This window comes from Runella salmonicolor (genome assembly GCF_024158025.1).
Classification (GTDB): domain Bacteria; phylum Bacteroidota; class Bacteroidia; order Cytophagales; family Spirosomataceae; genus Runella; species Runella salmonicolor.
In genome coordinates, this window is the sequence record NZ_JAMZEL010000002.1 from 572,402 (window position 1) to 584,090 (window position 11,689).

The window sequence follows — 11,689 nt, forward strand, 5'->3', positions numbered from 1 at the left end:
GTTGATTGCTGTAAAAAACAAATAGGAGATAAAAGTTTATCTCCCATTTGCATCCTTGCAGATGTTGTATTAACCCACCTTAACATCTTGAAGGCAAAATTAAGGTGTTCTAACGTCTTTTCCAAAAACAATTGATTTATAGAGGGATTTTTTTTCATTTTTTTTAGCAAAAAATCGTATGCTTGCATACAAATATGCTGAAAATAAACACCTTATTGTTTCTTTTTAACAATTTTTAAATCGCTATTAATCCACTTTGAATTTCTGGAACCACGTATCTTTTAGTGAAATTCCAAGAACTACCCGTCCGTATCGCTCTCGAAAGGTTTGGGAAGAAACGGTTCCTCGCTGCCCCGCCACAAAAGAGATATTGATTAGGTTCACGAAGTTCCGTCCTACGGGAAGGGACATTCCCATCGATACACTCATGTCATCCACGGGCTTGGTTCCGATGACCAACGGAGTTTGGTGGTAGATAAAACCTAAACGATAAAAGACCAAATCCCAATATTTGGTCGAGTTGAATTTGGGAACGTATTCCATGCCAAAATGGAAACTTTGTCCGTCGCGCATGTTTTCATTATTGCCCGATATTCCTTTGTATTGCGACCAGTTTTGGCGGTCGTAATCAAAGCTCAACAACAGCTTGAAGAATTTCTCATAACTCAACCCCACGCGCCAGTTGGCGGGAAGATTCACGTTAAGATTGGCCTGCGTTATGGTATCAGGATTGGTTATAGGCTGACCAGCGCTACTCAATACCTCTAGGGTAGTATTACGAATTGTATTTACCGAAGAAGCCAGATTGTACGTCGCGCCAAAATTCAGGTAGTGATCTTCTTTCAGTTTCTGGCGATAAGCAGCCCCTAATTTCAGGTTAACGTCACTCATATTCAGACGGTCATCCCGACTCACGATGTAGTCGCGGCTATCGCCGATGCGTAATTGAGAAGTGACACTGCGGTTAAAATTTCCGAAAAGGTACGTAAAATCGGCTCCAACACTCAGATTTTTACCAATTTGAAACCCATTTGTCAGGTTAATTTGGTTGAGCCCTCCTCTTCCAGAATATACATACTGGGCTTCATAAATGGAAGTGCCGATACGTCCGTACGAATTCTGTTGGTAATTCACAAAGCTGTAGGGCTTTAGGCTCAAACCAAGCGACCATTTGGGCGCAACGGGAAACGACAAGGCCAAATACCCGATATTTCCCCCGAAATCACGTTGATTTTGTTGCGAATCCTGAAGGCTTTTGTATTGACCGATTACCCCCACATCAAACATGGTGTATCGGTTCCGAACAAGCAAAGCTGGATTTAAAGAATTGATATATAGAGGATTAGAGGCACTAACCCCCACATCGCCCATGGCATTGCTTGGCGAATATCCTTTACTCAATAACTCTCCTATTCCGATGGCTGAATAAGGGGCGTTTCCTAACCCCTGAGCATGAACGTGTGTTTGTAAAAATAGGACTCCCAGTACCCAACTCCACTGAAGAAGCTTACGCGTTTTGTACATTGACATTGTATAATAAAATTCGATTCAGACCCATCAAAACCAGATTTGGCGCCGCAAAGATGCGATTTTTAAGCCGATTTTCAAAGAAAGGCGCGTCTCCCCCGCACAATAGTACGCGACATTCGCCGTATTCGTTGCGATACCGTTCCACAAAGCCTTCCACTTCTGCCAGCAGTCCATTGATGACTCCGCTTTCCATTGCTGTATGTGTACTTTTCCCGACCAAGGGCACAGACACCTTGTTTTGTGTCTCAACCACGTCAATCAAAGGCAATCTCTTAGTAAACGTGTGCATGGCCTGAAATCGCATACGAAAGCCTGGAGAAATTATTCCGCCGTGAAAAACAGCGTCTGCACTTACCCAATCGTAGGTGATGCAGGTCCCCATGTCAATGACCAAGCAGTTTTCATTAGGAAATAAAACGGTAGCACCCACGGCCGCCGCCAAACGATCAGCGCCAAGGGTTTGCGGGGTATTGTAATCTTTGCCAATCGGCACCGGAAGCGCGGGAGAAAGCTGTACAACCAAAACACCTTGTTGGCGCAGCAAATCAGCATATACTTGTGTATCTTGGCTAGTAGAAGACAAAATGGCGTGGGTCGGCAATTCATCCGACAATATTGCGGTTAGCTCCTCAAACGGAATTTTATATTGCGCTTTTACAAGTTGCTCATTTTCAAACCAAGCGATTTTGGCAAAGGTATTTCCGAGGTCAATGGCTACATTCATTGAAATAAACGAGTTGGTATTTGGGAGTTAAAATTTAATAATCTTTGTTATCTTAATAGCACATAACCTTTTACTTTCACGACGCAAAATTGTTGTTTTGCAGTAAAAAACCGACAGTCACCATGGAAATAGTATCAAAGTGGCTTAATTATACAATTTTAGACAATCCCATCCGAGACTTGCTTTGGTTTGGGGGAATCATTGGTTTAAGTATACTCATCAGACGCGGACTATCATTTACCATCAGTCGTACCATTTACCGATTTATCAAAAATGAATCGGGGGATATTCCGTTGGCCGAGTTTGTTCGCCTCACCCGCCGTCCCTTTGAATTGCTCATTACGCTAGGCATGATATACCTCGCATTCAGTCACTTGGTCGTCCCTAAACAATGGGATTGGATGACTTCCAAAAAATTCGGCGGGTTGATGCTCATTCAGAACTTATTTTTCACCCTGCTAGGTGCCGCAATTGGCTGGTTAGGCATTCGTATCATTAAATTTGCCGCGTTGATATTTAAACAAAAAGCCGCCACAACACCTACCCCCCTTGATGACCAACTCGTTCCGTTTTTCAAAGATATTGCCATCATTCTGTGGACCTTGACCAGTTTTTTTGTCATTCTTCACAAAGTTTACGAAGTCAACGTCTGGGCGCTCATTACCAGTCTAGGAATCGGGGGATTGGTCATTGCGTTGGCCGCCCGCGAAACCCTCGAAAACTTAATCGCTTCGGTCGCGATTATGCTTGAACGTCCCTTTGTGATTGGCGATTCTATCGTGTTGGACAAGATTTCGGGCGAGATTGAACAGATTGGGTTTCGTAGTACCCGCGTCCGTTCCGACGATGGGAGTTTGATTACGGTTCCCAACCGACTCATGACCACCCAAGCCCTCGAAAACGTTACCCAACGAAGCTACCGCCGCGCCAAATACTACGTTCGTCTGTCGTTCAACACCCCTCCCGAAACCATCGCACAAATCGTGAAGGACATTCGTCTCTATTTAGAAAGCAATTATCTGACTAATTCAAAAATGCCGATGGTTCGCCTTGAAACCCTCGCCGAAAATTCGTTAGATATTTTGGTAATTTACCACGTCCATAGCTCTATTTGGCGGGTATTTATGGAAACCAGAGAGGAAATTAACTTCAAAATCATTGAAATAGTGCACGAACACGGTGCTACCTTTGCGTATCCAAGTCGCAATCTGTTTATCAAAGAATCCGTCGAAAATTAACGCAAAAAGCCTGATATTAAGCCTGCTAAAACCAACATAATATGAAACAGTCAATCGTCTTACTTTTCATCTTCTTCAGCATTTATTCTTTTGGACAATCAATTACCATCAGTCCCAAAAATGTTGAAAAACATATCTCCTACCTTGCTTCCGACGAATTGAAAGGACGGGGAACGGGCACCAAAGACGAACAAAAAGCAGCGCAATACATTGCAACCTTCTTTAACGACCTAGGCTTACAACCCAAAGGGACCAATGGTTTTGAACAACCCTTCAAGGCCAACCTTGACACAGTACACGTACTAGACGCCCGCAATGTAGTAGGCTATCTGGACAACGGTGCTGAGCGCACCATTGTAATCGGGGCGCACTACGACCACTTGGGCGAAGGCTATCAGCGGGGTTCGCTCGACCAAGATGCCAAAGGAAAAATCCATAATGGAGCCGACGACAACGCCTCAGGCGTGGCAGGAGTGTTGGAATTGGCACGGTATTACGCTAAAAACGGCATTAAGGAAAGCCACAATTTTCTTTTTATTTGTTTTTCCGCCGAAGAATTGGGGCTTTTAGGTTCAAAATTCTACGCCAATAATCCTACCATCGACCTTACGAAGGTAAACTGTATGCTTAATTTTGACATGATTGGCCGTTTTGACCCCACCAAACCCATTACCGTTGGCGGATGGGGCACGAGCCCAACGTGGGGACAGGTGATTCCGCCAGTGATGCAGCGCGAAAAGATGGCGTTTAAAATTGACTCTTCGGGGGCAGGGGCTTCCGACCACACTTCGTTTTATACAAAAAAAATCCCCGTGCTTTTTTTCTTTACGGGCGTACATTCTGACTACCACCGCCCCAGCGACGACATCGCACTCATCAATTTTGCGGGCGAATCCCAAATTTTGAATGCCGTCACTGGAATCCTCAATGAATTGGATAAACTTCCCGGCCGCCTCGAATACCGCGAAACCGCGATGCCAATGGCTCGCAATGCCAGTTTTAAAGTAACGATGGGGTTGTTGTTGGATTACTCATTCAACGGTCCGGGCATCAAAGTAGACGGCGTTTCAAAAAATCGGCCTGGCGAAGCCGCCGGCATCAAAGGGGGCGACCTTATTTTACGACTAGGCAACTATACACTCAATACAATTTATGATTACATGGGGGCACTCGGAAAATACGAAAAGGGGCAAACTGTGGAAACGGAAGTGCAACGGGGAGCGGAGAAATTGATGTTGAAAGTAACGTTTTAACCATGAAACCACGCGTAAAAATTTGCTGCATTAGCAGTCTGATGGAAGCCAAACTGGCCATTGAAGCGGGGGCTTCCGCCTTGGGTTTAGTGGGAAATATGCCCAGCGGTCCCGGAATAATATCAGACGAGCTAATTGCGCAGATTGCCAAGGCAGTGCCGCCGCCTGTTTCTACTTTTTTGCTTACAAGCGAGACCAATCCAGAAGCCATCATCGCCCACCATCAGCGCGTTCATACGAGCACCATTCAGATTGTAGATGCGCTTTCTGAAGGCACCTATCACCAAATCCGTGAGGCACTGCCGGGCATTAAACTCGTGCAGGTTATCCACGTAATTGATGAAAAAACGGTGGAAGAAGCTGTTCAGGCAGCCGAATTTGTGGATGCCATTCTATTGGATAGCGGAAACCCAAACCTACAAATCAAGGAATTGGGGGGAACGGGGAGGGTCCACAATTGGGCCATCAGCCGCAAAATACGCGAAGCCATCCCTATTCCACTCTTTTTAGCGGGAGGCATCAAAGCCGAAAACGTAAAAGAGGCGATTGAAACAGTACAGCCGTTTGGCTTAGACCTTTGTAGCAGTGTACGTACCAATGGGCAACTAGACCCCGAAAAATTAGAGGCTTTTTTTGCCGCGATTGGTTAAACAATCCAATTCCCCAATTTGAAAGATGTGCTTTGGTCAGAAATGTATTCCAGTTTATACCCCTTGAATGGCATCAATCATCCATTTGTTATTACTATTAATTAGCGTAACAACCGCTGCTTTTTGGCCAAACATCCAAAAATTAAATATTGCTTTTGTGGGTGATTGGGAGACCGGTTTCAATAAAAATTTCTCTTCGAAATCCTGCGCCTGAAGAATTGGATCATAACCACCTTCGTTGTCTTTTTCCATTTTCTTAAAAAAATTCGTTAAGCGTTTTCGGAAAGAAGGGGTTAAATCAGGGTGGTTTACCACTTTTCGCCATCCCAAATTGACTCCTTTGGTCAGATACCACTTGTAGAAATCATTAGCAGCTTGAGCGGCAGTTGGGGTTTGAGCGTTCAGTGAATGTAGGCCAAACCCAATAAAAATCATTAAAAAGAGAGAGCGTTTCATTTTTTCAAAGTTAGGTTGAGGTTGTATACAAAAGTAACGATGGAAACATGATTTTTTAGCAAAAAACCGCAAAAATATGCCATATAAAATCACTTACCGCTATCTAAAGCCCCATAATAATTTCCAACCCCATAGTGGCAAATACTTTTTGAGTTGTCTTAGACAAAAAAAGCAGATAAAACGTTATATATAAAGTAGTAACATTAAACTCTGACAAGCTATGAAATCGCGCATAACACTTTTTGTAACCGTATTGGCGCTCAGTACAATCATGAGCAGCTGTTTTTATTCAGGTGGTGCTTATCGAGGCAGATACGACCGAGGTTATTACGGCTCTCGTTACTACGCTCCTCGCCCTTACGTGCGGGTTGTGCCGCCACCGGTAGTGGTTCGCCCTCGGGTATACGTCAATCCACCGCGTTATTCGCCACGCCCACGTTACGAGAGCCGTAATTATGGTCACCGCGGGCGCGGAAGGGGTCGTTGGTAGAACACCGTTTTTTTTCATACTTTCGCCATTTCCAACCGAATTCGTCCTTAAAATTCATACCCATGAAAAAAAGTATTTTGCTGCTGTTGTGTATCAGCTTTTTGCAGTTTGAAGCCTCTGCGGTGGAAGTCAACGTAGTTACAAACAAAAAAGCGACCGTTGAGGCCGCTTCTGAGCAATCGTCGTACCGAAAACGCAAGCGTAATCGGCAACGTAAAGGTTTTTTGGGGGGCATATTCCGCAAACGCAACGCTTGCGACTGCCCGAAACACTGATTTAAAAGTGAGGAGAGAGAAACGGACCAGACTCCTGAATTCTCGCTCCTCGCTCCTTATTTTACGCCATTTCCATTTCTTTTGAATTGCGTTTACGTTCGTTTTCGTCTAAGTATATTTTCCGAATACGAAGCGTCTGCGGCGTTACTTCCAAATATTCATCCTTTTGGATATATTCCATTGATTCTTCCAATGAGAAGTTGATTTTAGGCGCAATACGCACGTTGTCGTCCGTACCTGAAGCCCGCATGTTGGTCAACTTCTTGGTTTCCTGCAAGTTTACTACAATATCTCCTGGGCGGCTGTGTTCACCGATTACCATTCCCATGTATAATTCTTCACCTGGATCCACAAAGAATCTTCCGCGCTCTTGCAAACGGTCTAAGGCATAAGGAGTAGCTACTCCAGTTCCTTTAGAAATGATTGAACCGTTGATACGTCCTGGAATTGTGCCTTTGTGGGGTTCGTAGGCCTTAAAACGGTGCGAAAGTACGGCTTCCCCCTGCGTGGCAGTCAGAACGTTTGAACGCAACCCAATCAAACCGCGTGAAGGAATATTAAACTCCAAGTGTTGCAAATCGCCGCGTGGCTCCATCACGAGCAAGTCACCTTTGCGCTGGGTAACCAATTCAATCACTTTTCCTGCCGATTCTTCAGGAACATCTACCACGAGAATTTCGATTGGCTCTAGGCGTTCGCCTTTGTCGCCTTCTTTGAAAATCACCTGTGGCTGACCTACCTGCAATTCGTAACCTTCGCGACGCATGGTTTCAATCAACACCGACAAGTGCAGAATACCACGTCCGAACACCATAAATTTATCCTCGCTACCCATTGATTCAACGCGTAAGGCAAGGTTTTTTTCCATTTCTTTAAACAGACGCTCACGCAAGTGGCGAGAAGTCACAAATTTACCTTCTTTACCAAAAAACGGTGAGTTGTTGATGGTAAACAACATGTTCATCGTTGGCTCGTCTACCGAAATACGCGGTAGTGGTTCAGGGTTTTCAAATAGCGTGATGGTATCACCAATTTCGAAATCTTCCAAACCCGTTACGGCACAAATATCACCCGATGAAACCTCCGTTACTTTTTGTCTGCCTAAGCCTTCAAATACTTGCAATTCTTTGATACGGGCGCGTTTTACAGTGCCGTCTGACTTACAAAGGCCCAATTGAGCACCTTCTTTGAACGTACCACGGTGTACACGACCGATGGCAATACGTCCTACAAAAGAGCTGTAATCCAATGAGGTAATCTGCATTTGCGGATCGCCTTCGTTGTTGGGAGCTGGTGGAATATGTTCAACGATTACGTCCAATAAATACGAAATATCGGTGGTTGGTTTTTGCCAATCAGGCCCCATCCATCCTTGTTTCGACGAACCAAAAACGGTAGGGAAATCAAGTTGTACGTCGTTGGCTTCGAGGTTAAACATTAGGTCAAAAACCGCTTCGTGTACTTCGTCGGGGCGGCAGTTGGGCTTATCTACTTTATTGACCACCAACACTACTTTCAATCCCAATTGTAAGGCTTTACCTAACACGAAACGGGTTTGCGGCATAGGCCCTTCAAAAGCATCTACCAGAATGACGACACCGTCAGCCATTTTAAGTACGCGCTCTACCTCTCCTCCAAAGTCGGAGTGGCCTGGGGTATCAATAATGTTGATTTTTACGTCTTTGTAGCGTACAGATACGTTTTTAGAGACAATTGTAATTCCTCGTTCACGTTCGAGGTCATTGTTGTCCAAAATGAGATCGTCAAACTGCTGATTCTCTCTAAACAGTTTTGAATAGTGGATGAACTTGTCCACCAATGTGGTTTTACCGTGGTCAACGTGCGCAATGATGGCAATGTTGCGGATGCTTTGCATTTGAGTTGTTTGTTAACTGTTGATAGCTAATCGAATAGGTTGAAAGTGTTGTTACTAACGAAAAACTATTCACAATCAGCTTGTCTTCTAAAAGACCCGCAAAGGTACCACTATTTTATGACAAAACACAGATGAATCCAATACTATATGCCAATATTAATGAAATATGGCATTTTTTTATTAAATTAATGCAATTAATTTAATCTTGTTTTGGGTTAGAAAGCCCAAGAACCGTCAAAGGTACTTTTTTACTTTCGCCAACAATGCCTCAACCTTCACCTTTGGGTCGCCAGCTCCGAGGGTTTCAATGGGTACATAGCCCTGATAATCGGACGGTTTGATGAGATTAATGACCCGTTCCAGATCCGTATCTATTTCTTTTCCTTCCACAAATATCTTCTCTTTCAACTGCCAATTAACGGCGTATTTGATGGTTCGTTCGATTTCCTTATAAGGGTCGCCAATGCGATAACTACCCGTATCCAGAATCAGCCCAAACCACTCCGATTTAATCGTTTCAAAAAATGGAATTACTTGGTCGGCCGTCTGAACGAAATCAAAATGGTTCTGCAGGCCGATGATTACGCCATTTTGTTTGCCGTACTCAACACAGGCTTCAATGTCTTTCAACATCCAATCGGTTATTTGCTCGCGTGGAATTCCTTCGTTTTTTTGCGTTCCTGCAAAAATCCGCAGTACTGGGGCACCCAATTTGGCGGCCACTTCCACCCAATTTTTTACCAGTTGTACTTCTTTTTTACGTTTGTCTTTGTCGGCAATCGTAAAGTCATTTCTTACGCCGGTGCCGCTGATTTCCAAGCCTTTCCGAAAAGCTTGGCGTTTTACGTGATAAATAGTTTCGTTGGACGGAACAGTGGGATAACCATCAAAATAGTAACCTGTTATATCCAGCCCATCAAAGCCAATGCCCGCGCAGAAGTCAATCAGCTCGTCCAAACTCATCGTTTTATTCATCAACGGGGCATTGAAGGAGTAGGCATTCAGGCTGGTTTTGAGTCGCTTGCTTTTGGGTGCCAAATGCGAGGCCTCACCCGTGCTTGGAATAGACGCGATTGAAGCACCGGCCAGTGCTTTTAGGAATGTTCGGCGGCGTGACTGTGCGTTCATGGTTTTAAGATTAAATTCCTATTCGAACCTTTTAATTTTATTCTACTTTTGTCAAAACATTAATAGTCATCGAAAATACTCTATGAAAGCATTCCTACCCCTTCTAGTTCTCCTCTTTTGTGCGCATCAAAACCACGCTCAAACCCCCAATTTTGTCAAAGACAATTATGAGAAATGGGATCGCCAAATCACCATGCGCGACGGCATTAAGCTTTACACCGTCATTTATATTCCAAAAGACAAGAGCCAAAACTATCCAATTCTGATGGAACGCACCCCCTACTCTGCAGGGCCATACGGCGAGAGTAATTATACCGGAAACGGCCCCGGACCGAGCAAACTGTTATCGGAAGAAAAATACATCTTTGTCACCCAAGACGTACGCGGACGCTACATGAGTGAAGGGAAATTTGAAGAAATGACCCCGCACAAATTCACCAAAAAAACGCCAAAGGATACCGACGAAAGCACCGACACCTACGACACCGTAGAATGGTTACTGAAAAACATTCCGCAAAACAACGGTCGCGTGGGCATTACAGGCATCTCTTACCCAGGCTTTTATGCTTCGGCGGCTCTGCCCGACGCTCACCCCGCCATCAAAGCCGTTTCTCCGCAGGCCCCCGTTACGGACGAATTTGTGGGCGACGATGCCCGCCACAACGGCGCTTTTTTCTTGCTCGATAATTTTAACTTTTTGAGTTATTTTGACGCTCAACCCAACAAACCCGTTCCGACTTACAACGGTATTTTCAACAACCGCAGCAAAGACGCCTACGATTTCTTCTTGAAATTGGGACCGCTCAAAAATGCCAACGGTGAAAAATACTTCAACAACAAAGGCCGAATCTGGAACGAATACCTCCAACACGAAACCTACGACGACTACTGGAAATCGCGCAACATTCGCCCAGCCCTCAAAAATATCAAACCTGCTACACTGGTGGTGGGCGGTTGGTTTGATGCCGAAGATTTATTTGGCGCGTTGCGCACCTACGAAGCCATTGAAAAACAGACCTCTAACAACAAAAACCAACTGGTGATGGGCCCGTGGACGCACGGTGCTTGGTCGCGACCAGAATGGAATGAGTTTGGAACGCTGAATTTTGGCACCAACACGGCCAAGTTTTTTCAGGAAGAATTGGAACTTAAATTTTTCAATTTTTACCTTAAAAACAAGGGCCAATGGAACGCCGCCGAAGCCACTATGTTTAACACCGCAACCAATGAATGGAAAACCTTTGAAACTTGGCCCCCCAAAGACAGCGAGAAAAAAGAGTTACATTTTCAGGCCAACGGTAAATTATCATGGAATGAAACCACCGAAAAAGACGGTTTTGACGAATACGTAAGCGACCCCGCCAAACCAGTGCCATACACGGACGGTATTTTTGCCCGACGCAATAATCAATACATGATTGAAGATCAGCGCTTTGCATCGCGTCGTCCGGATGTTCTTACTTATGAAACAGAACCACTTACGGAAGATGTAACCTTGTCGGGGCCGATGACAGCCCATTTTTTTGCTTCTACCACGGGCACCGATGCCGATTTTATCGTCAAACTCATTGATGTATTGCCAGAAGATGCCCCAAATCCATCGCCCAATCCCAAAAACCTAACCATGGCGGGCTATCAGCGCTTAGTCCGAGCGGAAGTACTGCGCGGCAAATTCCGTAACAGCTTTGAAAAACCAGAACCGTTTGTGCCCAACCAAGTCACCGATGTGAAAGTGCGGATGCCCGATGTGCTGCATACTTTCAAAAAAGGGCACAAAATCATGGTTCAAATTCAGAGTTCATGGTTTCCGTTGGTTGACCGTAACCCCCAGAAATTCATGTCTATTCCCGAAGCCGACGAAAAAGACTTTCAGAAAGAAACGATTCGCATTTACCACAGCACGCAGCACGATTCACACTTACACGTCGGAACGCTGAAGTAGTTGACCTTCATGCCTAACACGGGACATTGTCTCGTGTTTTTTTTGGGTTAAAATGTACAAAAGAAAAATAACAGGTATAATTGTCGGTTTTTGTTCCTACAAATACACCAAAATGTGCAATTTTTGA

At 44.7% G+C, this 11,689-nt stretch carries 11 protein-coding genes; 6 read left to right on the plus strand and 5 right to left on the minus strand.

The annotated features are described in order from the left end of the window. Positions 1–246: 246 nt before the first annotated feature. Together bamG and NCI00_RS08250 are read right to left on the minus strand one after the other, a co-directional pair. On the minus strand, positions 247–1,530 hold the full coding sequence (bamG, locus tag NCI00_RS08245; protein WP_253526637.1) for a BamG family beta-barrel-assembly machinery protein: 1,284 nt from the start codon (positions 1,528–1,530) through the stop codon (positions 247–249). Beyond that, positions 1,508–2,254: a type III pantothenate kinase gene (locus tag NCI00_RS08250; RefSeq protein WP_253526639.1), complete on the minus strand. Its 747-nt coding sequence runs from the start codon at positions 2,252–2,254 to the stop codon at positions 1,508–1,510. The genes bamG and NCI00_RS08250 overlap by 23 nt, the downstream gene beginning before the upstream one ends. 122 nt (positions 2,255–2,376) lie before the next feature. Here NCI00_RS08250 and NCI00_RS08255 point away from each other — a divergent pair, with 122 nt between their 5' ends. The 3 genes from NCI00_RS08255 to NCI00_RS08265 are packed head-to-tail and all read left to right on the plus strand — an operon-like array spanning position 2,377 to position 5,395. Beyond that, a complete protein-coding gene (locus NCI00_RS08255) occupies positions 2,377–3,492 on the plus strand; it encodes a mechanosensitive ion channel family protein (protein WP_253526641.1) in 1,116 nt (371 codons plus the stop codon). Between the two features lie 41 nt (positions 3,493–3,533). Beyond that, complete coding sequence (locus NCI00_RS08260; protein WP_253526644.1) at positions 3,534–4,745, plus strand: M20/M25/M40 family metallo-hydrolase; 1,212 nt, start codon at positions 3,534–3,536, stop codon at positions 4,743–4,745. A gap of 2 nt (positions 4,746–4,747) precedes the next feature. Beyond that, positions 4,748–5,395, plus strand: coding sequence for a phosphoribosylanthranilate isomerase (locus NCI00_RS08265; RefSeq protein ID WP_253526645.1), 648 nt, complete (start codon positions 4,748–4,750; stop codon positions 5,393–5,395). Positions 5,396–5,449: 54 nt separating this feature from the next. Here NCI00_RS08265 and NCI00_RS08270 read toward each other — a convergent pair whose 3' ends face one another. After that, positions 5,450–5,944 carry a YqhG/Tai3 family protein gene (locus tag NCI00_RS08270; RefSeq protein ID WP_253526646.1) on the minus strand — a complete coding sequence of 165 codons (495 nt, stop codon included), beginning with the start codon at positions 5,942–5,944 and terminating at the stop codon, positions 5,450–5,452. A 127-nt stretch (positions 5,945–6,071) separates the two neighbouring features. Between NCI00_RS08270 and NCI00_RS08275 the strand changes: the two genes are divergently transcribed. Continuing rightward, on the plus strand, positions 6,072–6,341 hold the full coding sequence (locus NCI00_RS08275) for a hypothetical protein (protein ID WP_253526647.1): 270 nt from the start codon (positions 6,072–6,074) through the stop codon (positions 6,339–6,341). A gap of 62 nt (positions 6,342–6,403) precedes the next feature. Next, the gene (locus tag NCI00_RS08280; RefSeq protein ID WP_253526648.1) at positions 6,404–6,616 is read left to right on the plus strand and encodes a hypothetical protein; all 213 of its coding nucleotides are present in this window, start codon (positions 6,404–6,406) and stop codon (positions 6,614–6,616) included. A gap of 61 nt (positions 6,617–6,677) precedes the next feature. On the opposite strand, the gene typA is transcribed toward NCI00_RS08280, so the two are convergent. Together typA and NCI00_RS08290 are read right to left on the minus strand one after the other, a co-directional pair. Beyond that, positions 6,678–8,492, minus strand: a complete 1,815-nt coding sequence (gene typA / locus NCI00_RS08285; RefSeq protein WP_253526649.1) for a translational GTPase TypA — start codon at positions 8,490–8,492, stop codon at positions 6,678–6,680. A gap of 234 nt (positions 8,493–8,726) precedes the next feature. Next, positions 8,727–9,620, minus strand: a complete 894-nt coding sequence (locus NCI00_RS08290; RefSeq protein WP_253526650.1) for a sugar phosphate isomerase/epimerase family protein — start codon at positions 9,618–9,620, stop codon at positions 8,727–8,729. Positions 9,621–9,702: 82 nt separating this feature from the next. Here NCI00_RS08290 and NCI00_RS08295 point away from each other — a divergent pair, with 82 nt between their 5' ends. After that, the gene (locus tag NCI00_RS08295) at positions 9,703–11,562 is read left to right on the plus strand and encodes a CocE/NonD family hydrolase (protein WP_253526651.1); all 1,860 of its coding nucleotides are present in this window, start codon (positions 9,703–9,705) and stop codon (positions 11,560–11,562) included. Positions 11,563–11,689 lie beyond the last annotated feature (127 nt).

Bases quoted from the DNA above. Each gene is read 5' to 3' on its own strand.
- bamG (WP_253526637.1), bottom strand. From the start codon at position 1,530: ATGTCAATGTACAAAACGCGTAAGCTTCTTCAGTGGAGTTGGGTACTG.
- NCI00_RS08250 (WP_253526639.1), bottom strand. From the start codon at position 2,254: ATGAATGTAGCCATTGACCTCGGAAATACCTTTGCCAAAATCGCTTGG.
- NCI00_RS08255 (WP_253526641.1), top strand. From the start codon at position 2,377: ATGGAAATAGTATCAAAGTGGCTTAATTATACAATTTTAGACAATCCC.
- NCI00_RS08260 (WP_253526644.1), top strand. From the start codon at position 3,534: ATGAAACAGTCAATCGTCTTACTTTTCATCTTCTTCAGCATTTATTCT.
- NCI00_RS08265 (WP_253526645.1), top strand. From the start codon at position 4,748: ATGAAACCACGCGTAAAAATTTGCTGCATTAGCAGTCTGATGGAAGCC.
- NCI00_RS08275 (WP_253526647.1), top strand. From the start codon at position 6,072: ATGAAATCGCGCATAACACTTTTTGTAACCGTATTGGCGCTCAGTACA.
- NCI00_RS08280 (WP_253526648.1), top strand. From the start codon at position 6,404: ATGAAAAAAAGTATTTTGCTGCTGTTGTGTATCAGCTTTTTGCAGTTT.
- typA (WP_253526649.1), bottom strand. From the start codon at position 8,492: ATGCAAAGCATCCGCAACATTGCCATCATTGCGCACGTTGACCACGGT.
- NCI00_RS08290 (WP_253526650.1), bottom strand. From the start codon at position 9,620: ATGAACGCACAGTCACGCCGCCGAACATTCCTAAAAGCACTGGCCGGT.
- NCI00_RS08295 (WP_253526651.1), top strand. From the start codon at position 9,703: ATGAAAGCATTCCTACCCCTTCTAGTTCTCCTCTTTTGTGCGCATCAA.